Origin of the sequence: Arthrobacter sp. KNU40, assembly GCF_051515115.1 — a bacterium.
In the GTDB taxonomy this organism is placed as follows: Bacteria; Actinomycetota; Actinomycetes; order Actinomycetales; family Micrococcaceae; genus Arthrobacter.
The window spans coordinates 1,850,893-1,872,911 of record NZ_CP195850.1 but is presented as its reverse complement, the minus strand read 5'-3'; the positions used below and the strand labels follow the sequence as shown (position 1 = coordinate 1,872,911).

General features: G+C 59.3%; 13 protein-coding genes and 3 pseudogenes. 7 read left to right on the top strand and 9 right to left on the bottom strand.

Annotated elements, in window-relative coordinates; genetic code table 11:
• The first annotated feature begins 528 nt into the window (after positions 1 to 528).
• Together ACSKT0_RS08765 and ACSKT0_RS08760 are read left to right on the top strand one after the other, a co-directional pair.
• Positions 529 to 1,548: an AraC family transcriptional regulator gene (locus ACSKT0_RS08765; protein WP_437773371.1), complete on the top strand. Its 1,020-nt coding sequence runs from the start codon at positions 529 to 531 to the stop codon at positions 1,546 to 1,548.
• 755 nt (positions 1,549 to 2,303) lie between these two features.
• The gene (locus ACSKT0_RS08760; protein ID WP_437773370.1) at positions 2,304 to 3,401 is read left to right on the top strand and encodes a carbon-nitrogen hydrolase family protein; all 1,098 of its coding nucleotides are present in this window, start codon (positions 2,304 to 2,306) and stop codon (positions 3,399 to 3,401) included.
• Positions 3,402 to 4,387: 986 nt separating this feature from the next.
• Here the strand turns inward: ACSKT0_RS08760 and ACSKT0_RS08755 are convergent.
• Positions 4,388 to 4,645 (bottom strand): hypothetical protein, encoded by a 258-nt coding sequence (locus ACSKT0_RS08755; protein WP_437773997.1) that lies wholly within the window; start codon positions 4,643 to 4,645, stop codon positions 4,388 to 4,390.
• 408 nt (positions 4,646 to 5,053) lie between these two features.
• Between ACSKT0_RS08755 and ACSKT0_RS08750 the strand changes: the two genes are divergently transcribed.
• The 4 genes and pseudogenes from ACSKT0_RS08750 to ACSKT0_RS08735 all read left to right on the top strand — a co-directional run bounded on the left by ACSKT0_RS08750 (position 5,054) and on the right by ACSKT0_RS08735 (position 8,388).
• Entirely contained in the window at positions 5,054 to 5,566 is a 513-nt protein-coding gene (locus ACSKT0_RS08750; protein WP_437773369.1) for a zinc-binding dehydrogenase, read from the top strand.
• Positions 5,479 to 5,790 (top strand): zinc-binding dehydrogenase, encoded by a 312-nt coding sequence (locus ACSKT0_RS08745; RefSeq protein WP_437773996.1) that lies wholly within the window; start codon positions 5,479 to 5,481, stop codon positions 5,788 to 5,790. Before ACSKT0_RS08750 ends, ACSKT0_RS08745 begins: the two co-directional genes overlap by 88 nt.
• 256 nt (positions 5,791 to 6,046) lie before the next feature.
• Positions 6,047 to 6,820, top strand: coding sequence for an enoyl-CoA hydratase/isomerase family protein (locus tag ACSKT0_RS08740; RefSeq protein ID WP_437773368.1), 774 nt, complete (start codon positions 6,047 to 6,049; stop codon positions 6,818 to 6,820).
• A gap of 377 nt (positions 6,821 to 7,197) precedes the next feature.
• A pseudogene (locus ACSKT0_RS08735) lies at positions 7,198 to 8,388 on the top strand (IS110 family transposase).
• A gap of 17 nt (positions 8,389 to 8,405) precedes the next feature.
• On the opposite strand, the gene ACSKT0_RS08730 reads toward ACSKT0_RS08735, so the two are convergent.
• The 5 genes and pseudogenes from ACSKT0_RS08730 to ACSKT0_RS08710 all read right to left on the bottom strand — a co-directional run bounded on the left by ACSKT0_RS08730 (position 8,406) and on the right by ACSKT0_RS08710 (position 15,626).
• The gene (locus tag ACSKT0_RS08730; RefSeq protein WP_437773367.1) at positions 8,406 to 9,803 is read right to left on the bottom strand and encodes an amidase; all 1,398 of its coding nucleotides are present in this window, start codon (positions 9,801 to 9,803) and stop codon (positions 8,406 to 8,408) included.
• A 158-nt stretch (positions 9,804 to 9,961) separates the two neighbouring features.
• Entirely contained in the window at positions 9,962 to 11,023 is a 1,062-nt protein-coding gene (locus ACSKT0_RS08725; protein WP_437773366.1) for an ABC transporter permease, read from the bottom strand.
• Positions 11,020 to 12,588, bottom strand: coding sequence for a sugar ABC transporter ATP-binding protein (locus ACSKT0_RS08720; protein WP_437773365.1), 1,569 nt, complete (start codon positions 12,586 to 12,588; stop codon positions 11,020 to 11,022). The genes ACSKT0_RS08725 and ACSKT0_RS08720 overlap by 4 nt, the downstream gene beginning before the upstream one ends.
• Before the next feature lie 89 nt (positions 12,589 to 12,677).
• Positions 12,678 to 13,829 carry a sugar ABC transporter substrate-binding protein gene (locus tag ACSKT0_RS08715; RefSeq protein WP_437773364.1) on the bottom strand — a complete coding sequence of 384 codons (1,152 nt, stop codon included), beginning with the start codon at positions 13,827 to 13,829 and terminating at the stop codon, positions 12,678 to 12,680.
• A gap of 661 nt (positions 13,830 to 14,490) precedes the next feature.
• A pseudogene (locus ACSKT0_RS08710) lies at positions 14,491 to 15,626 on the bottom strand (IS3 family transposase).
• Between the two features lie 67 nt (positions 15,627 to 15,693).
• Here ACSKT0_RS08710 and ACSKT0_RS08705 point away from each other — a divergent pair.
• A pseudogene (locus ACSKT0_RS08705) lies at positions 15,694 to 16,287 on the top strand (transposase); the annotation flags it as partial.
• A 330-nt stretch (positions 16,288 to 16,617) separates the two neighbouring features.
• Here ACSKT0_RS08705 and ACSKT0_RS08700 read toward each other — a convergent pair.
• From ACSKT0_RS08700 to ACSKT0_RS08690, 3 genes are read right to left on the bottom strand one after another with little or no spacing between them, the layout of a single operon-like run.
• Complete coding sequence (locus ACSKT0_RS08700) at positions 16,618 to 17,661, bottom strand: ABC transporter permease (RefSeq protein ID WP_437773363.1); 1,044 nt, start codon at positions 17,659 to 17,661, stop codon at positions 16,618 to 16,620.
• An 11-nt stretch (positions 17,662 to 17,672) separates the two neighbouring features.
• The gene (locus tag ACSKT0_RS08695) at positions 17,673 to 20,186 is read right to left on the bottom strand and encodes an ATP-binding cassette domain-containing protein (protein ID WP_437773362.1); all 2,514 of its coding nucleotides are present in this window, start codon (positions 20,184 to 20,186) and stop codon (positions 17,673 to 17,675) included.
• Entirely contained in the window at positions 20,183 to 21,313 is a 1,131-nt protein-coding gene (locus ACSKT0_RS08690; RefSeq protein WP_437773361.1) for a substrate-binding domain-containing protein, read from the bottom strand. The genes ACSKT0_RS08695 and ACSKT0_RS08690 overlap by 4 nt, the downstream gene beginning before the upstream one ends.
• Positions 21,314 to 22,019: the final 706 nt, after the last annotated feature.

Genomic DNA, 22,019 nt, shown 5'->3' with positions numbered 1-22,019 from the left:
ACCGAAGCATAATTCTACGTACCCACCGCCGGCAGCTCACTTCATCTTCGGACCAGAGCGGCTCGATTCCAGTGCTTTCGTTCTGGAACGGAGAACAGCCATAGTCAAGGCAGAGATCGTGGCGACCCGCACTGGTCCGCCAGCATGACAATCATGGAGACGAGTAGGTGCATGCGTCTGTCAACCCCGGTTTCACTTCGGCACTGCGCGGCGAAGAGTGACCGGAGCCGCGAACACTAGACGTCGCGTACGCGAGAACGGAGTGCACTATCAATATCTGAGCCTCGCTGCTATAGTACGAGTCCATAGACTAGGCGGCCAATAAAGTCACGCAGGGCGCGCTTAGTGTCGTGGAGCCAAACACGGAGCCACGACAAAGGAGCAACTCGGGCGTACTGTCTTCGGCGGCGTCAAGGGTACCGCCTATTCCAGTTGCTTGAAGCGGCCGACAAGTACTCCCTGCATGGTAGATAGCCGAGATTCCCAACAACAATATTGTCATCAGAGATGGAAGGAAATGAGGATCGCATGCGCACCGATCTACCTTTGTCGAAGTCCGACGTTCGCCGTTACGATAGCCGACACATCGGCACGTGGGAAGAAGCAATCGGCGATAACATCAGCCGGCAGCATCTGGGTACGTTTAACTCAACCTTCTCCGGGCGCATGTCAGTTGTCGGGTACCGAAATAAGCACATGTTCAAGTTGAAGCTCAGTGGCCTAACTGGCGAACGGACCGCGCGTCACATTGCTAGCGACACCGATGAGCGCCTACATGTCTTGTTCATCAACCGCGGCCGCACCATCTTTGACTACGACGGCGTCCAGAGCGTCGCCGAGGCCGGGGAAGGTTTGATCGTTCCGGTCGGTCGACCACACAAGTTCATTCATCCAGGCCCGATACAAATGATCGGACTAACGGTTCCAGCCGAAGACCTCAGGGCCTCAGGCGTTGAGGTTGATCAAGCCCTGACTCGGGCAATGCGGCTCAACACCACAGGCGTTGCAGCGCCTTGGATAGCTCAATTGCTCGGCACCTGGCAGATGGCTCGCAGCCGTGGTTCGGATGCGCTGGACGCGATGATGCCATATATGTTGGATCCCGTGGCCAAGCTCATCGCCACCAGCCCGGACCGCAGAGGCCTCGCTGAGGGTTCCGAACGTCTGTTCACCGCAGCGATCACAATGATACTTCAAGAGTGCCGCGACCCCGACTTCGGACCGGACCGCTTGGCATACGCTCTTCATGTTTCACGGAGAACGCTGTTCCGAGCATTCGCGGCCCATAACTCATCAGTCGGAGCCGAGCTCACGAGGGCACGCATCCAGCGGGCCGAGCGGCTTCTTCGAGCGTCTCCCCAAGCAACAGTCGAATTCATCGCCCACTCATCCGGGTACCGTTCCATGTCGAGTTTCTATACACAGTTCCAAGAGGCCCACTCCGTCTCACCACGACAGTTCGCCATCGTCACCCGCCACGACCCAAAAGGCCCGACCTCTCCCATCGCTCCCCGCCATCCCCTGACCCACACAGGCTGTGATGACTAACCCGTCCCGAGTTTGATGCCGCAACCTTCTTTGCGGACGATCACCCCTCCGCTAGCACTTTCGTAGACTCATCCAAATCCATGTATGGGCGATCAAGAATGCGATACAGCGGGATTTTTCGGTCTGTGCGAAAGTTGGCTGCCGCCGGTCTTCAAGCCGACGACGGCGGTGCCCGGGGCAGTCGATCGTTGTTGCTGCGGAGCCCCAGCGATTGCAGAAGCCCCGGATGTATTCGATTGCCCGCCGGGACTTCCGCTTGGTAGGAAGCTGTGGTGATCGCAAAACTCGTCCTTCAGTGACGGGGAATGCAGATTCCACCACCACGCCATTGAGGTTCCAATGCTATCAATCCGCGTAAACGCCGAAAGTCAGGGATGGCCTGACTGCCTGTGGATACCCTTGGCTGCGCCGACACCGACTGCCCGGGCCGACGCGACTGAAAGCCCGGGCGCCAGTAGCCCTCTCTCCGTCACGCCGACACCCTGGCGCTGGAGGGCCGCCCATTGGCAGTGCGGGCGACGCCCTGGACCGGACACCGGCACAGAGGTGACATGACTTCACAGATGGTTCCTATACCGCTTCGTCTTGGTCGCCCGACCTTGGCACTCCAACGGAGGAGAGTGGCACCGAGCCATAACTCCAGACAAGTATTGACTCCTATCGTTTCTAGATAACCGAGCGGGCGAGATCAAGCGGTATCCGGAGCCGGATCCCACTTGCTCCCTCCGCGTTCATTACCGGGAGGATAACTAGACATGACGGAATACATAGGCGTAGCAAAAGTTGCAGCTGTTCAGGCGGAGCCATCATGGTTGGACGCGCAGGCCGGTATCGACAGGGCCATATACTTCATTTCTGAAGCTGCCAGGGGGGGCGCCAATCTCGTCGCTTTTCCTGAGCTCTTTATCACCGGCTACCCGTGGTATGCCTGGCTGGACAGCCAATACCGTACCGCATCGTTCAACCGTAGGTATCACGAGAACTCTCTCGTAATTGATGGGCCAGAGATCCGCCGCCTTCAAAAAGCTGCTGCTGACAATGGAATTATTGTCGTAATGGGCTATTCCGAGCGACGCGGTGGCAGTCTATATATGTCCCAAGTGCTTATTGGAGCGGACGGGCAGCTAATCAAGAACCGGCGGAAACTTAAGCCGACCCACACCGAGCGGACAATGTTCGGTGATGGTGATGGTTCGGACATTGCTGTGTTCGAAACGCCCATTGGGCGCCTTGGTGCTCTTCAGTGCTGGGAGCACCTGCAGCCACTAACGAAGTACGCGATGTACAGCCAATACGAACAGATCCACGTCGCATCCTGGCCCGGGGGGCAGCTCTTCCAACCGGATGTTTACGCCTTTGGCAGTGAAATCGGCATTACCGCATCGAAGATGTACGCACTGGAGGGCCAGTCCTTCGTGGTACTCGCGTCATCCACCGTTGGCAAGGCCGCTCACGATCTATTTGCCGACACCGAGGAGAAAGGCAAGCTTCTCGGATGGGGCGGCGGATTTGCGCGCATTTTTGGGCCGGACGGGGCGCCCCTCGCAGACCCCTTGGCAGAGGATGAGGAAGGTCTGCTATTCGCCGACATCGATTTGGGGAAGATTGCAGAGGCAAAATTCGCGGCGGACCCTGTCGGACATTACTCTCGACCCGACGTTCTGTCTTTGAACTTCCGGCAGCAGGCCACCCCTTGGGTACATTCCGCACCTTCCGCGTCCTCAACCCCTGATCTCGGCCAGCCGAAGGTCCCAGCACAAGAAGTTCTTCTCAATGCCGATGGCGATGGCGACTTCGACGACTTCGACCATCAACCCGGCGGCACTACGGGGCTCACCCGCGTCCGCGGCTAACTGATGATCGGTGTCGCGTCTAGCGCCAGAGCAGGCGCGACACCGATCAATCGCAGGACGGGAACCTTTTGTCAGACGCAACGCAACCGTCAGCTGCTGACCCCGAAAGAGTCGGGCCGCCTGTCAATTGTCACACCCACCACGCCCTTGGTCCCGTGTGAATAGAGGACTGAAAGACCCTGGAGATGCTAAATGCAACACTCTTCCATGACCGACAATGCGGAACTGCCAATTCGATGGCGTCCGGTTGAGGATTGGACAACGTTGTCTCGTCAGCACGTTGAGATCCACAAGAGCGGACGACTAATTGACCGAGGTCAGGTGGACGAAGTTACCGTCGACGGATCAATTTTGTGGCTCATGAACGACGGAGCCTCACTCCGCCGTTTGATAAGTGATGAGCCTGGAATCTCGGTACGACTTATTCACTGATGGAGAGTTGCTATATCCGCTTTCAGTGCAAGTTGGTCATGAAATTTCGATTGGCGGTCGAATACCGCAAAATGTCGACGAGCCCAGATCCCCGGACGGCGTGCAAGGCTAGCTTTCTGCGCCAGAGATTCGCATTAGATATTTTATCCGGAGTTGAGGATTTCATCGACCGTCTTGGTCCAGGCGAACGGCTCGGGGTCGTCGTTGTAATTCTTGATCCAGCTGCGGATGGCGGCTTCGAGGACGGGCACGGAGGTGTGCACTCAGCGGCGGATCAGCTTGTCGGTGATCAGGCCGAAGAAGGGTTCGATCGACAGATCCGGCCGGTCGTGGAGCCTGAGAGCCTTGAACGCTTCGCCATCGAAGCCCACGACCAATGCGTGGTGTCGCGCGGGGTCTCCGCCGGCGTCGCGGTCATGGTCTCTTCCACCTTGTCCAACAAGATCGACGACGGCCGCCCGGGGCGCGGCGAGTCCATCATCCCGCCAGCCGCAGGGCCAGGAACAGACTGCGCCACTTTGCGACCACGCCCTTCCTGAGTCCCAAGTCTTAAGTCACCCAAGCATTCTGATGGCCCTGCACGCAGGCCATCGCGATCTTCGACCGCAACGCCAACGGCTGCGAGCCCTTCGCGGCCGCGACCACCGCTCCAGCTGGGCATACTCGTCATTGGCCAGCACCAAATCCCGCTTCGGGCCTCCCATAGCTGGGCGATCCACCAGCCCGTCCAGGCGCGAAGCGGCAAACCGCCTGCCGACGTTGCTCACCGTCATCGAGGTCACACCCAGATGCTCGGCCAGCCGCGCGTACACCACACCCGGCTCGGCGCTCGCCAAGATGATCTTCGCGCGGACCGCCAACCTCGACGACGAAATAGAGCCCCCCGCCGAAGATTCACGCAGACTCCGTACTGAAAGGGACCTCCTGACGCAGTTGGTCAAGAACACCGATCAGCCGAATTATCGATCAAAGGACAAAGAGCAATGAAAGCAATCGTCACCGAGCAGTTCGGACACCCACCAGTAATGGGGGTCCAGGAAGTGCCGAAGCCCACGATTCGTCAAGGGCACACTCTGGTCCGGATGCACGCCGCAACGATAAACCAACTCTCCAACACAATCCGCTTGGGCGACTTTGGCGAGCAACGGTCGCCCATGATCTTGGGGAACGAAGGATCCGGTCTCGTTTAATAAAGCGGTACGTTTCCCCAGGGAACCAGGGTGGCCGTATACGGCGGTGGAGACCTGGGCGTGCAGGTCGACGGTTTGTACCAGGAATGGGTCCTTGTCGAGGACGAACGCCTCCTTCGACTTCCGGACTCGGTCAGTCTCGACGAAGGAGCCGCACTGACTGTTAATTATTTGACTGCATACGGAGCCCTTACATCGGCTATCAACATCACCCCAGCCCAATACGTGCTGATTTCAGGGGCCACGGGAGGGGTAGGTCACGCCCTCATTGACACTGCCGCGGCACTCGGGGCACGCCCGATCGCAGTCGTGTCCTCTGCAGGCAAAGCCCGTAAGGCGAAAGAGGCTGGAGCCGCAGCCGCGATTGACCTGTCGTCTCAGGACCTCAGAACAGAAGTGGAACGGATTACGGCTGGCATCGGCGTGCGACTGGCGCTGGACCCGGTTGGTGGGGACTGCTTTGGTCGATTCATGACCGTGCTCAGGCCAACCGGAACCCTTGTGGCAATCGGTTTCACCGGGGGGGGAAGAATCCCTCGCTAGACCTCGTCGACATCATCTCAAACGAGAAGAAGATCCTCGGATATGCGCTGCATGCACAAAGCACGGATGCAACCTCCAAGGACCTTGTCGCCGTAAGCAAACTTGCAGCGCAAGGGCGTCTCAAGCCGGTCATTGACAGTCGCTACCCTCTCGAAGACTTTGAATGCGCTTATACCCGCTTGTCCTCAAGACACGCAGTCGGCTCCATACTCCTGAACTTCTAGCACCCGTACGGCTGGCCCAGCAAAAGTGCAGCCCGCGGCTTCCTGTTTATCTGAGTCGGCGCCCGCGTCGAGCCCCATGCGCATATGCGGCAAAACGGGGCTCGCAGGACGGGATCCGCGTCGTCCGCCGCGCGCCTTTCAACCCTCAATTGGTCTATTCGAGCCACTGTCACAGCACTAGCGCCATCGCACTTTTTCACATAAACTGAACAGTACGTTCTGTTCAATAATAAGAAAAGCAAGGAAGGACCGCCAAGTGAATTTTGAGGACTACTCCGAATCGTTTGAGCACGTTGCCATGAAGCGGACCAATGGTGTTCTGGAGTTTCGTGTTCATACGGATGGAGGCCCATTGCAGTGGGGCCCGAAGCCGCACCACGAATTAGCCCGCGCGTTTCGAGCTGTGGCGCAGGACCCCGACAACCGGATCATGATTCTGACCGGCACGGGAGATGCGTTCTCGGGCCCCCGCGCTGCCGATGTTTCATTCCATTCGATGCCGGCCGCGGATTGGGATGAATTCCACTTTTATGGGACTGAGCTTATGGACAGTCTCCTGAGCATTGGCGCCGTAGTGATTTCAGCCGTGAACGGCCCTGCCCTACGCCACTGCGAACTGGCGTTGATGTCCGACATTGTGATCTGCTCGAACGATACCGAGTTCCAGGATAGCGGACATTTTCCTGTCGGACTGACTCCTGGCGACGGAATCAACGTCCTGACTCCACACATCATGGGACTCACTCGGTCTCGCTACTTCCACCTCACTGGACAAAGCATCGGAGCCCAGCAGGCGCTTGAATGGGGCCTCGTCAACGAGGTCGTCGAAGCGGAGCAACTTCTCAACAGGGCATATGAACTCGCGGCCTTGATCGGGCGACAGAAGCCGATGGTCATTCGGCACACTCGTCAGCTGTTCACTCTTGAGCTCCGGAAAAAGATGATCGAGCGGGTCGGGTATGGGCTGGCTTTGGAAGGAATGGGCGTAGCCGACGACCGCGACCGGAACGGGGCTGCACTCATTCACTGAATGACAGAACTCGTAGGCGGCTCCCAATGGATGGGCCGCGGTTCCGGTGTGCAAGTCCCCGGAACCGCGGGCCCATGGATTCTTCGGAAGAACATGAGCCGCGTCAGACGCAAGGGTCGGTGAGCTTGCCCGCTGATATTTCGCTAAGTTGGAGCTTCCCTCTATGACTCGTGTCGGCGGATCTATTGCCCATGGCCCGGCTGAACCGAGCCATGGGCATCAACGACTCCAGGCTGAACAGCCCTCCTTCCGCTATCGGATAGAAGGCGGCCTGTTACATTTATTGGATCCCCGAAAAGCAGGGGATTTGGTCGATGGACCCGGCCTGACTTTCTTGCCCTGTCATTGGTGATCCTGGGGTGTTGTAACCAGGTTCGCTGAGATACGAGGTCTACTGGGGACTCGATGTCGGCAAGTCCGAACATCGCGCCGCCGCGTTGAACGCCGCGGGCGAACGGGTCTTTGACAAGCCGTTGCCGCAGGACGAGGCTCGGCTGCGCGAGCTTGTCACCGGCCTGCAGCAACACGGCAGGGTACTGGTGATCGTGGACCAGCCCAACACCATCGGGGCTGCAGATAGCGGTGGCCCGGGACTGCGGCTGCACGGTGGCTTACCTGCCGGGCCTGGCGGTGCGCACGGCCGCCGACCTTTACCCCGGAAAGTCCAAGACGGACGCCAGAGACGCGTTCATCATCGCCGAGACGGCACGGGCGATGCCGCACACGCTGCCGGCTGTTGACCGGGACAGCGAGGTGCTCGCTGCGTTGAAAGTGCTCTCCGGATTCGACGCCGATCTGACCCACGAATGCACCAGGGCAATCAACCGCCTGCGGTCCCTGTTGCTGCAGATTTTCCCCGCCCTGGAGCGTGTTTTCCCCGGAGCCGTACTGGCCAGGTCCCTCGTGCTGGAACTGATCATCAAGTACTCCGGGCCCACCGGTCTGCGGGCCGCCGGGCGTTCCAACGTCCTGCGCTGGGCCAGGAACCACAGCCGCAAGGACCCGGTGAACCTGATCGAGGCGGTCTTTGCGGCGCTGGGCGAGCAGACCGTGACCGTGATCGGCACTGAAGCCGTCGAACCGGTCATCCCCCGCGTCGCGGCACAGATCAAGGAACTCAAACACCAGGGCGCCATCGTGGCCGAAGAAGTCGAAAAGATCCTCGACGACTTCCCTCTTTCCCGGGTCTGATGTCCATGCCGGGAATCGGCATCAAGACCGCAGCGACGATACTCCTGACCATCGGGGATGCCGGCACCTTCACCTCCGCCGGACACCTTGCCGCCCACGCCGGCATCGCCCCCGTGACCCGGCGCTCCGGAACATCCATCCGCGGTGAAGTCCCCCCACGCCCCGGGAACAAACAGCTCAAGAACGCGCTCTTCAGATCCGCCTGGATCGCCAGCTGACACCACCCGGCCTCAAAGGCCTACTGCCAAAAGAAACGATCCCAGGGAAAGAAACACAACGCCGCCGTCATCTGCCTGGCCCGTCGCCGCTGCGACATCATTTACTCCATGCTCAGACACGGCACCCTCTACGCAGAAGAACCTGCCCAAGCCGCTTGACCAAGCATAGGGACACGTCACACGTATGCGGCGGGGCGATGCCGGTGCCAATCCGTGACCGACTGGACAGCGGTGGCGACCTCGATAAGCAGGCATTCCTGGTTTTGCCCTCCCAGCAATTGTGCGCTCCGCGGAAGGCCGTCGGCACCCAGCCCGACCGGGATCGTGATCGTTGGAGTTCCTGCGAGATTAAACGGGCTCGTGAACTTGGTGATCGTGTCGGTTCTCGCCGACATGAGGCGGCCCCACTCCGAGACGGAGGGGAGATCGTCCCACAGCACAGGGCAGATGCAGACATCGACCGTTCCAAACACATCTGCAAGCGATAGCTTGTACTCTGTGCGGATCATTTCCGCATCCGTCACGCTCTGCGCACTCTGGCTCAGACCCGACCGTATGAGGTCAGCCAGGACTCGACCGTACTGATCACTGTATTTTCGGAAATGATTCGCATGTCCGGCGGCGGCTTCGACTGCCACAATTACGTCCCATGCATCCTGCGCACGGGAGTGGTCAGGCATCTGAATCTCCACGAGATTACACCCGAGATTGGTCAATGCATTAAGCACCATGTGGATCGCTTGCTCGCTCTCAGCGGATACACCGGCCACGTAGTTGGGGTCGATGCCGACTCGGAGACCACGGAGATCTCGGGATCGAATGCTTGAGCTTGAGGGCGGAAACCGCGACGACGTCGGGTCCAAAGGGTCATATCCCTCGACTGCGCCAAGCATAACCTTCACGTCAGCGGCAGTCTTAGCAAGGGGCCCGACGTGGTCCAAGGACGGTGCCAACGGCGCAACGCCGAATCTGGAGACGCGTCCCCAGGTGGGCTTGAGACCAGTGACACCCAAAGCTGCCGCGGGGAAGCGAATAGACCCGCCGGTGTCTGATCCCCACGCCCCGAACGCCAGGCCTGACGCAACTGCAATACCTGGACCACTCGACGAGGCCCCCGGCCACCGGTCTATGTCCCAAGGGTTTCTCGGCGCTCGATGCTGCGGGTTGTAGTCGGAGAAGACCCCTTCTGTAGTGACGACGGTACCAAGTACGACGGCGCCTGCAGTGAGCGCACGCTGGAGGACCGTCGATGTACCTGTCCTCCACGATCTCGGAACCTGGATCATGCCTGCGGTTGTCGGCATCAGATCACTAAAAAAGATGTCTTTGAACGCTATGGGCACCCCATGGAGGGGGCCACGGTCGAGCCCTCTTGCCAACTCCCTCTCTGCATCGTGGGCCTGCCGCATCGCCAGGTCCCACGCGACGTGCTCGTATGCGCCCAGATCCGGATTGACCCGGTCGATTCGATTGAGAAGTGCTTCGGTGACCTCGACGGCATTCAGATCACGGCTCCTGTATGAGCGAGCCAATTCGACGATGGTGAGCTGCCTGATCTGCGCTTCCAGACTCATCCCTTCAGCCCAGCCATGTAACGCCGGACCAAGCATGGCCTTTTCAATGACGCCGGATAGCTTTTACCCAAGTTCGGGAGATCAGCGGCTTGCATGCCGTCTCGGTGACCGCTGAGCTGGCCCCGAACCCACAAGTTCGGGCGCGGCCGAAAGCCGAATCAACTCGTATCCCCGGCTCGTCGGCTCACAAGCGCGGCGATTGAAACGGCGACGATAAGCGCACCACCGTTGAACACGTTCGGAACCCAGTACGGAGCACCTGCGAAGGTCAGCCCTGTGATGCCGACGGCAAGGAGGAAGGTACCAACGATCGTACCCAGCACATTAAACTGCCCACGCTTGATGGTGGTGCTGCCAAGAAAGGCCGCAGCATATGCTGGCAAGAGGAACCCCGGCCCCTGTGATGGGTTAGCCGACCCGATGCGTGCACAGTACAAGGCTCCACAGAGTCCAGCAATCGCACCGGCGAGAATGAAACTGGTCGCCAAGTATGCGTTGGTCCGAACCCCGCTGAGACGCGCAGCCTCGCGGCCAAGACCGGTAGCGTGAAGGAATCGACCGAAAGGAGTGTGCTCAAGGAGATACCAAAGGATCAACGCGCCGGCGAGGAAATAGTAGACGACGAGGTTAAGTCCGAAGAGTTGGCCATTGGCGACAGCCGTCAAAGAGGCAGGGATACCCTGAAACAAGGTGCTCCCGTTGGTCACGAGAAGGTTTAGTCCCGCCAGGATTGTCGATGTACCGAGGGTTGCGATGAATGCATTTACGCCGATCCTGACAACCATGATGGCATTCAGAATCCCAACACCGGCTCCGCAAAGGACCGACAAGAGGATCGCCAGCGGCACCGGAACTCCGTGAATTGTCATCTGTGCGGTCAAAATCCCTGTGAAGCCGAGTATTGCTCCAACCGACAGATCGAATTCACCGGCCGCCAGTGGTATCACCACAGCGAGAGCCAGGAGGCCTGGAATCGCATTGGTGCTGAGGAGCGCCTGCAGATTCGCGACCGTCGGAAATAGGTTGGGTTGAATGATGCTAAAAAGCCCAATCAGCAGAAGGAGAAAGAGTACGACGCCGTAGTTGGACAGGAACCCGGAGGTCAGAGGCAGTTTGAGGGTTCGTGCCGCGAGCCTGCGACCGTCCTGTGCCGGCGTCCCTGTACTCAGAACAGGGGGCGCAGCATCGGAGAGCTTCTCCAGCTTGGTCAGGTTATTCATGATGTTATCTTCTCTCCCGATGTTGAGAGCACAATGAGGTGCGATTCGGTCAAATCTTCACGAGGCACGTCAGCGATGACGCGCCCGCGGTTGAGAACAAGTACCCGGTCGCAGAGATTGACGAGTTCTTCGTAGTCACTTGACGCGACGATGATTCCCACACCCTTCTCCGCGAGGCCAGCGATTATTGAGGCGATATCCTGCTTTGCGCCGATATCAACTCCTTGAGTCGGCTCATCCAAGACAAGAACAGTCGGTCCAACTCGCGTCCACTTGGCGACGACGGCCTTCTGTTGGTTTCCGCCACTGAATTTCGCCAATGGCTTCTCTGTTGCTGCCGGCCGAATCCCGAACTCTTGGATTGCAGAACGCGTTGCATCCTTTTCTGCCGCCTGATGCAGCCATCCCGCGCGCCAAAACGGCCGGAGGTCGGCGAGCGTGATGTTCTGCCGAAGCGACATCGCGGGAAGGCAGCCTTCGGTCCTTCGGTTCTGCGGCACCGAGGCAATCCCTGCGCTGATCGCAGACCGAGGCGACGAACCCACCGGTGATCCCTTGACGAGGACCTGACCAGCAACGGGCTTTTGTGCGCCGGTCAGTAATCGCGTGAGTTCACTGCGCCCACACCCCAGCAGCCCCGTGATACCTACGATCTCACCACCCCTGAGGGACAGGTTGACGTCGTCCAGTCTGGGGCCGTTCAATCCGATGCACTGTAGGACGACCTCATCTGAGATCGAGCGTGCCACCGCGCGAATGCGCGTGAACTCTCGCCCCAGGATCAGATTCACGATCTCACGCACCGAGAGCCCGTCCAGATCCTGATCGGCAGTCACCCTTCCGTCGCGAAGAACAACGAGGCGGTCGCAGAGGTCTCGGACCTCATCGATGCGATGGCTCACGAAGATGAGGGTCGCCCCTTGTGCGCGCGCTCGGCGTAAGGCTTTGAACACCGTCTCAACCTCACCGGCAGGGAGGGACGCAGTTGGTTCGTCCAGGATGAGCACCCTATCCCTAATGTCCGGTTGCGAAGGATCATCGACGAACGCCCGCGCAATGGCGACCATCGTTTTCTCGGTAGGCGACAGCGAGTCGATCAATGCATCCGGCGAGACGTCGATATCAAATCTCGCCAGCGCGTCTTGCACTCGTCTCCGCAGACCGCGGCGACGCAGCGGGCCGATCAACCTGCTCCCGTATCCGTTGACGAAAGAGAAGTTGTCCGCGACTGAGAGCCCGCCAACGAGTCCCAGATCCTGATGAATGAAGCGCAACCCGGCTTCGTGGGCACGCGCAGGCGCAACGGGCGTCGGCAACTCCCTGGCCGCAACGGCCAGGCGGCCACCTTCATCTGGATGATGGAAGCCAGCGAGGATCTTGATCAGGGTTGATTTGCCTGAACCGTTCTCCCCGAGCAATGCCGTTATCTGCCCGGAGGGGAAATGCGCGGTGACACCATCGAGAGCCCTCGTTCCAATGAAGGTTTTCGAAATGCCAGCCACTGTGAGACCGCCGGAGGGATCGACGCGAGTGAAACTATCGGAATTGATTTGCGACTCGGACAAAATGGAGCCTTTCGAGCATGGCAGGACTAAGGGGCTGAGGTCCAAGGAGGAGGCCGAGCCGGGAAAACTGACCTCCTCCTTTGAGGGTGTTACTTCACGCCCCATAGGTTCCGGTACATGGCCTCGTAGGCGGCTCCGCCAGACCAGTTCTTAGTAATATCGGCAGGGAGATTGCTCTTGTCAATCAACTGGGTCGGGTAGTTTTCGGTAACAAAACCGCGCGAGTCCTTCGCCACCGGCTCTTGGTTGAATATCCGATTCATCTCATCTGCGACCCCCCATCCCATGAGGTCCCACGAGCGAGCGTAGGTAGCAGCCTGGACTCCCTGGTCGACGAATTGCATGGTCTGCGGCAATCCGTCCGTACCGACGAGCTTGACCTTGCCGGCGAGTCCCAGTTGCTGGATGGCCGTGGCCGCCTCCGAACCGATCGCATCGATCGTTACATTTATGTAGTTGATCTCAGGATGTGCCTGCAACTCAGCCTGAACGCGAGCAGTCAATGACTGGTCCATGTCTGCGACTGCAGTGTCCATGACGTCAACAACATTGCAGGATGGGCAGTCCTGTTCGAGGGCCTGCTTAAAGGACGTGACGCCGTTGTGAACAATGTCGTACTCCGAATTGTCCAGGACCAGGACGTGGGCGCCTCCGTTGCTGGCCTTGGCCACATACGCGGCAAGCGCGGGGGCTGGCGGGCCGAAGTCGACGTTCATCGTCGCACTCCAGCCGGCTGGTCCAGTCGGGTCGTTGTCCCCACCGAAGTTCATCATCACGATGCCAGCTTCGCGGGCCTTCGCGAGAAGTGCCGGTCCGATCTGTTCAGCCGAAGCCCCGGCAAACATGCCACTTGCTCCCTGAGTAATCGCGGATTGGACCGCGGCCTGCATCTTCAAGGGATCGCCCTGCGGGTCAATCGTCTCAGTTCGCCAACCGAGAGCCTTCGCGGCTGCAACGAACGCATCGGAGATACGAGCGCAGGTAACTGCTGCCTGGGCGCACGGCATGCTGACAACGAACTTTCCCTTCGCGGGTGTCGGCGAAGAGGCCGGCGGCTTCCAAGCCGGGGGCGCCGCCATGGCCTCGTCAAGAAGCTTTTGTGCGGACTCGGGCAATTTGAAGTTCGATGAGCCTTGAGGTGCGCTGGTTGCCACCGACTCCGCCGAACATGCTGACATTGACAGTGCTACCAGAACACCGGCTGCGGCGATGGCGAGCCGACCCAGGCGAGGGTTATACATCACAACTCCACTGACGAATCTTCACGTTTCTTCCTTTTCTGCCGTAGACATGGTGGGGACTTCGCCGCTGCCTGCGAGTCTTCGGCGCGGCAGTGTGGGCACTAGTAATTGGTAGTGCACTTCGATCGAAGTGCACTATCATTGAAACATGCCGCAGATCACATTCGCAAGCACCAATGTCAACGCGCCTATATGCTCGTCGAACTGGATTTCTCAGGCGAGTCGCGGTGCGGAAGTTCCAAAATGGTCGATCTCGACGGCTGGCCCGTAACGGCGTCCGCTCCTCATTTCCACCGGCTATTGAAAACTGCGAGGTGCATGTTTCGGCCACGGCGCGGAACACTGACGTCGAACTGGGAGTCCGGTCAAGAGAGCTGCTAAGTGTCAGCCAGGGAGATCGGGGCCAGCGGCCTTGAAGCATTACGGGTCGGCCGTGGACCTATCGAATGCGCCGGCGGCGCGGGTGAGGTCGTTGGACCGGTAAGGGGTGGAGGCCAAGTCACAGACTCTGCGTTCGACAAGGAATTCCAACCGTGTTGGGCAAACGAATTGGTCCGAGCGCTCCATGGCGGCGAAGGTAGGGTGTCCCCGGCGCAGGTCCAGCGTGTCTGGGACGCCCGGGGCCTGAAGGGACTCCCCCGGCTTTTGTTGACTCGGGGTCTTAGGCCGCTAGGAGAGCGGTCCGGTTGATTGTTTCATATTCGATTGGCATGAGTTTTCCGAGGCGTCTTTGCCGTCGCCCGCGGCGGTAGGTCCTTTCGATCCAGGTCGTGATGGCAAGCCGCAGCTCCTGGCGTGTGAGCCACCGCTGACGGTCCAGGACGTTCTTCTGCGGCAGAACCGCTCCGAAACAACCGATTAGCCGGTTAAGAGGCACGCGCCCACCCGGCCCACAGAGCCGATCAGCCCGCTATGCCGAGCAATTCGACAATGCAGCGGGACCGACTTGGGATCCACGATCCGAATGCACCACCGTTCCGGCCGGGCGGCGTGAGCGCACTGCGTTCTCCAGTGCGGCTACCGCCAACGAGGATTTCATCCGCGAGTCCATCGAGTACCCGACGATCCTCGCGGAATAGGCGTCCTTGACCGCGCAGAGGTAGAGCTTCCCCTCGGCAGTGGGTGCTCAGTGATGTCGGTCAGCCACAGCTCGTTCGGCGCCTGGGCGGTGAAGTCCCGCTCCACCAGGTCATCGTGGACCGGTGGTCCGGGTCAGGCCACGCTTCTTGGAGGACACGAACCAGATGCCGTGGTCCCGGCACAAGCGCTGGACCCCGTTCTCGCCCGCCAGGATGCCCTTCTCGGGGAGTTCGTTGGCGATGAAACGGTATCCGAAGGCGAGATCGTCGTCGTGGATGTCCAGGGCGGCGTTGATCAGGTGCGCATCCTCCCAGTCCCGGTCCGTCACTGGGCTGGCTCTCCACCGGTAATAGCCTTGCTTGCTGAACTTCAACACCCTGCAGGTCACCGCCACGGGAACACCGTCTGCGGCAAAATCCGCGACCAGCGGGTAGATCATTTTGGGTTGGAGTCCCTTGCCGGATAGGTAGCAGCCCTGCGCAGAATTTCATTCTCCTGCTCCAACAGGCGGTTGCGCTTCTTCAGCTCCCGCATCTCGGCCGACTCTGCCGTTGCCGGCCCGGTCCCGGTCTCCTTACGTTCGGCGATGGCAATCCAGCGTTTGAGCGTCGTGACCGAAAGCCCGAAATCCTTTGCAATCTGCGCCAGCGGCGCTTCGCCCTTGCGGGCGACATCAATTACATCCTGGCGGAACTGCGCACCATAAGCCGTGGGCATGGTCAACACCCTTCCACGAGCACCAGCTCGCCAGGTCAAGGAGTCAACAAAACCGGGGGCAGTCCCGAAGCCGCATCTCGTGGACTCGTTCAAGCTCTCCAATGACTCGACGTTTGAGGAAAGCTCATCGACGCGGTCGGTCCATATGTGAACCCTCCGGAGAAAGCGATCGTGTTGCGCATGGATGAATATTCCTCCATCCAGACGCTGGACCGCACCCAGCCCTCCCTACCCATGAAGAAGGGCAGGGCAGAGACGATGACCCATGTCTACAAACGCCACGGCGCGACAACACTGTTTGCGGCCCTGGACATGGCGACCGGGAAGGTTATCGGTTCATGCATGCCCAAACAGCGGCACGCCACTCACAAGCACCCGGACGTGTTGGCCTGACTGGCGAAAAATCCCCGCTTCCAGCTGCACTGCACCCCTACCTCCTCATCGTGGCTCAACCCCGTCGAACCCTGGTTTCGGGAGCTGACGGACACGGCCCTGCGACGCCGCGCTTTCCATTCCGTGCCGGATCTCATCGACAAGATCGAGGAATACCTCGCTGCCCAACACCGAACCCAAGCCCCTGGTCTGGACCGCAAGCGCAGACTCAATCCTCAAAAAAGTCGCCCGCGGCCTCGTTGCCCTCGAAACCATCAAACAAAACTGAAGCACGCCACTACCTGTCGCATAGACGCTGGACTACCAACGGGGGCCCAACCAATTGCACCGCCCACTCCATAAGAGGCGGGCGGTGCATCGAAAGCATGATTGAGACCAATACGGGGATGAGCTCCATCGCGAACTGCCGCGGTGAAGGGCCTAATTACTCGCGCCTCACGGATACCAACGACTGACAACTCTGCGGCGGATTCTGAGGCAACAATTGCTGCCGCCCTTCCAGGTTGTGGTTTGGCTCTTCCCCGCCCCCAGCCTCACCGCCGGCATACAGAGCCGCACATCAGACTCTGTCGAGCACTCTAGCAACCGCGAGCATCCCTTACTCTGACTCACTTGCGGTTTCGGCGCCACGTCTCAGGCGTCTCATCCGCGCCATCGTTGCAGTTAGAGGTCGGCGCAATGGGCCGACCCCGACGGCTGCCGCTATCGCGATTGCCGCGCTCTGAAGGAGGAGCTGCAACGAACTGGGTGCGCCGAGCGTCATGGCAGTCTGGACCAGCTGAGATAAGAATACTGATCCGATCGCCGTGGCCACAACACTGCCCCGGCCGCCTAACAATGACGTCCCGCCAACGACTACAGCGGCGACTACGGACAATTGGTAGCCACTGCCCATCGACAACGAACTGTTCCGCAGGTACGCCACCAAGAGCACTCCCCCGAGACCGGAAAGTACTGCCGAGGCTGTATAAGCGGCCAGCGTGTACCGAAATGGCTTTACACCTACTACCCGCGCGGCCCGCTCCGATGCCCCACTGATCGTGAGAGATCGTCCGAAGACGGAGAACTTCAGAAGGACGGCGAAAATTACAACAACGACCACGGAGATCCACGCGATCATTGGAAGCCCCAAGAACCTCGCATCGACTAATTCGACAAGGGCCTTTGGTGCTGGCGCCGTTCCGCCGTCACTGACCAACCAGACTACACCTGTCAGGACTGAGGCCATCGACAGCGTGGCAATCAACGGTGTTACCGACATCCGGGCAATCAACCAGCCGTTCAATATTCCTACTGCAACGGATGCTATGAGGACGAGAGCCAGAGTCGCTAACAATGGCATTCTTGTGCCCAACACAGCCGTCATAGTGCCTGCAAGAGTGATCATTCCACCCGTTGAGAGGTCGATGCCTCGCAGCTGCACGACCATCGTCTGGCCTACCCCCGCGAGGGCCATCACCGCCGCCAGGGGAAGCATGGCAGCGAGTGAAGTACGGGTCAACGCCTCTGGGACGGCGACCCACGTCACTATGAACAGTAGAACTGTGGCGACCGTCACTGGCACCCAAGTGCGGTTCGCGGCTCGCCCTTTCTTCGTGACGAGCCGAGTTTCGGTTGCCTTCGGGGACTTGGTAGTCGTCATCGCGTCACGCATCATCCACTCACCGCGACACGAGCCCGACCCAGTGAATATGCACAAACGGCAAAGAAAGTCAGGACGCCTACCGCAACGTACTGCCAAGCCGTCGAGACATCAAGAATGGTGGTTGCCGAACTGATCCCCTGGACCAGCAGTGCCCCGAGTACCCCACCGATAAATAGACCCCTACCACCGAAACAGCTGGCGCCGCCGACAACCGCTGCAGCTATGCTCGCCAGAGTAAAGAGATTGCCCGACGTCGCGTCGCCGACACCCGTCTGTGTGACCAAGATGAGCCCGCCGACGCCGGCTAAGGAACTGCAGACCAGATACGCAGCCAAGCGCACACGGACTGGATTCAGTCCGTTAAGACGGGCACGCCCGGGGTGCGAACCGACAGCACGAAGCGCCACACCCAGGCTCCTGCGACGCAGCAGATAGTCAGCACTTAGTGCTACGACGACTAGCACGACAAACGCAACTGGAATTGAGCCTACCGCGCTCTGAATACTCGTAACGATCCCTGTGCTGATGGCTCCACCCGGTGCCGGGCGCAGGACTAGCGCCAAGCCCTGAAGGGCCATGAAGGTAGCCAATGTGGCGATAATCGGTGACAACTTGACTACATCTATAAGCGCCCAGTTGACGAAGCCCACTCCGAGGCACACCACAAGCACAAGCGCGACTCCCAGAACATGCCAGATGGGATTCACCTGGTTGACAAGGTAGAACGAGCTAACCACCGTCACGGTACTCATTAGTGGGCCGACGGATATGTCGATGCCACCGGTCAGCAGAACGAATACCTGCCCCACCGCTGCGAACCCCAGGATCGTGGTGATGACGAGCAATCCCTGTATGTTGAAAGGACTCAGGAACGATGGGACAGCTAGGGTCGTGATGGTACCAACCACCAGGAGCAATGTTCCGACGACCACCCCCGGGGCCAGGTCCCCGGAAAGCCACACCGACAACTTCTTATGTTTACTTTCTTTACGCGAACGAGTGGATGTCGAATGGAGCGCACGAGCAGTTATGGACCCCTCATTCACGTCGTCGCCCGTTAGGGACTCAATAACGCTGCCTCTTGAGAAGACGAGCACCGTGTCGGCGAGGCCGGCGAGTTCGCGCGCATCGCTCGACAGCACGAGGACCGTTACGCCGGCGTCCGCTGCGCGCCGAAGAGCCGCGTAGATCTCCGAACGTGCGCCTATGTCAACGCCTTGAGTAGGCTCGTCCACCAGTATCACCGCATTGTCAGTCTCGAGCACTGAACCTATAACGACCTTCTGCTGGTTCCCCCCGGACAACGATGAAATGTCAGTTTCACCGCTGGGAGTCTTGACATCAAATTCGCCTATTATCCGATCCGTGAGTACGTCTTCACGGGAACCGGAGAGCCAGCCGTGAGGAGCAAGGCGCTTTAGGTGCCTTGCCGTGGCATTTTCCCTCACACTCAGTCCGGAGATAATCCCTTCACTGTGACGATCTGAAGGAACGAATGCGATCCCGGCGTCCCGCGATCCAGGCTGGACGCGTTGAGACGAGACCTCGACGGTGCCGCGTCCAGTCTCCAGCCCTGCTAGGGCACGCATGAAATCTCGCTGACCATTACCTTCGATACCGGCAAGCCCGATAATCTGGCCTGCCCTGGCCTCGATGCTCACGTCCACGAAATGCTCACCGCTGAAATTGACCGTTCGAAGAACGACCGGGCTGTAGGAGCTGCTGGGACCCTTCGGCGGAAACACGGCGTCTAGGCGACGTCCGACAATTAGTGAGACAATTTCGGCCTCGGTCAACGAGTCGGACTCATAGGTTCCCTGACCTGTTCCTCCGCGGAGGACGCTAATGCGATTAGCGATCCGTTTGATCTCCTGAATCCGGTGTGAAATGTAAACAACGCTGTGGCCGGACTTGACGTGTTCCCGTATAAGATCGAAAAGGACCTCGACTTCTTCAGGCTGCAAGTGTTCGGTCGGTTCGTCTAGCACGAGGACCTTCGGCTCCTGCGCGAATGCCCTGGAAACTTCAACGATGAATCGTTCGTGCGTGTCCAGTCGATTCACTCGGGCGGTGGCACTAAACGAACGCTGGGTACCCCAGCGATCCAGTACGGACTCGGCCCAAGGCACAACTCGCGCAAGCGACGGCCGATTGTCTTGCCCCACGCCAAGCCAAATGTTCTCCGCAACAGTCAAGTCCGGAAGCAGGGCCGGCTCCTGATGAACGACGGAAATCCCCAGGTGCCGAGCGAGTTCGGGGTCTGCTCGTTCCAGAAATTGGCCTGCGATCATCACAGAGCCTTCATCAGGCCCTAGAGCCCCTGACGCGATGGCCATAAGGGTCGATTTGCCTGCTCCGTTCTCCCCCACTATTCCATGAACTTCCCCGGCAGCGACCTCGATTGAGACATTCTCGAGAGCACGCACCCCCGGGAACGACTTACCGATCCCATCTATTCGAAGGAGTGCCGGTGAAGCGAGACCTTCATCTGTCTCAAAACCGTCCTTGTGTTGCACTGTCACGAGAAAGCCGCTTTACGCTCGTCCTTGGTTAGCGGAACACTGGGGTCTGAGTCTCCCGGCATCGATTGGTCGCATTGCGGATTACTTCCGCCCGGGGTTTCAACCGTGAGGGGCAGGACGATCCGCGAGGCTTCCGGGTCCTCGATGCCATTTGCTGCGGCGAGAGCCTTACGCAACGCGACTACCGCCAACGCCTGGGTTCCACCGGTAGAGGTCCAATCCCACTGATTTTCCTGCCAAAAACAGCCCATTGCATTGGACTCGGCCACACCGGCTATCGCCGGGAGCTTGAGCCCGGCTTCCAAGTACGCGTCGAGAGTTCCCCGATCAGACTGGTTGGCCTCATCCATCACGATGTCGATGCGCCCGTGCTTCGCCAAGAGGGCAGCCATGGCGGTCTTGCGCTTGCCGCTGTCCCAGTCCGTGTCGATGGGGTTGGGCTCGACGAGCTCGTACTGGGGTCGCGTTTCCAACTGCTTCTTGACGGCATTGAACCACAAGCGGGTAATCGGGGCGCCGGGCACACCCCCGAGATAGACGAGCTTGCCGGAACCCACATGGGCGTCCAGCCATTCAAACCACTTGGCGACAACCAAGTCAAAGTCCGGACCAACGTGATCGGTGACGTCGACTCCGTTTGTGCCACCAGATTCAGCAACGAATGTGACGACAGGCACCCCAGCCTTGACCGCTTTACGATATACCGGAAGCTCCGCCTCTCCGCTTACCGGCTCAGCGATGATTGCCTTGACGCCGCGTGAAAGCAGCGAATTGATATTGGAAACTGCTTTCTGCGGATCACCATCGGCAAACGTGCTTAGCACTTCGATGTTCGGACATTTCGCAGCTTCTTTCTTGACAAGCGCCAACGCCTCAACGGACCAGTTAACTGGCCCCTGCGGCAGGCTAACCCCGATCTTGACGGGACTGCCGCCACAATACTTGCTGATATCACCGGCCTCGATGACGTCGTTCACCGTCTTGCGCTCGGCAGCAGCGGCTTTGACGCCCGATTTTGAGGAAACGGATTCAGCCGTGGGTGTGGGCGCACATGCACCCATGGATACGGTCAGGACTGCGGCGCTGAGAACAGCTGCGACATGTCTGCGGTGGGAAAAAGAGCTCATAAACCTGTCCTTACAAAGAGAGCCAGATGCGAAACTGAAGTATTTTTTGAGGGGGAATACGAGGGAGTATTTACGACCTTCTACACGGGGGCCTCGTCCAGCCGTGATGCCGATTCTGCAACTATATGTATCCCACGTGCATCTGCGTCTCCGAGCACGTGCCATGGTTCTTCCGAGTCCGTGCCTCTATTAGTGATGAGGCAGCAAAAACGAGCCTTGGGGGCGTAGATACTGGAATTGTGGCCTGAGAGCCGAAGCACGCACCTTTCGGCGCCTCAACACGGGTCGAGAAGTGCTCGCTTTCTCTACAGAACAGGCCGAGTCTTCACCTCACCAATAAGAGCGCTTGGACCAGTGCGGAACTTCCGCTCTCACCTCGCTCGCCCGCCGCCTTGCGATCGAGCATTTTTGTGCCTACCCGCCTCACGCTTCAACTGCCTGATCGCCCAGAGCCAGGCTGCCGTGGTGTAGTAGCCGTGTCGGAGATGCCAGAAAAACGAGGTGATTAGCCGCGTTCACTCACCCTCGACGGGACCGCACTGGGAGACCAAATTTTGCGGCGACAGTTTCTACGGTGCGCGATGTCGGCCACGCACGACTAAGCGTCCGAATCCATCGCTGAACGCTCTGGAATTAGCAAGGGCACTATCTGTCGCTGGTCCCCACATAAGTGACCACGACGGGTTAGTGGATTGCTAGAATCTCA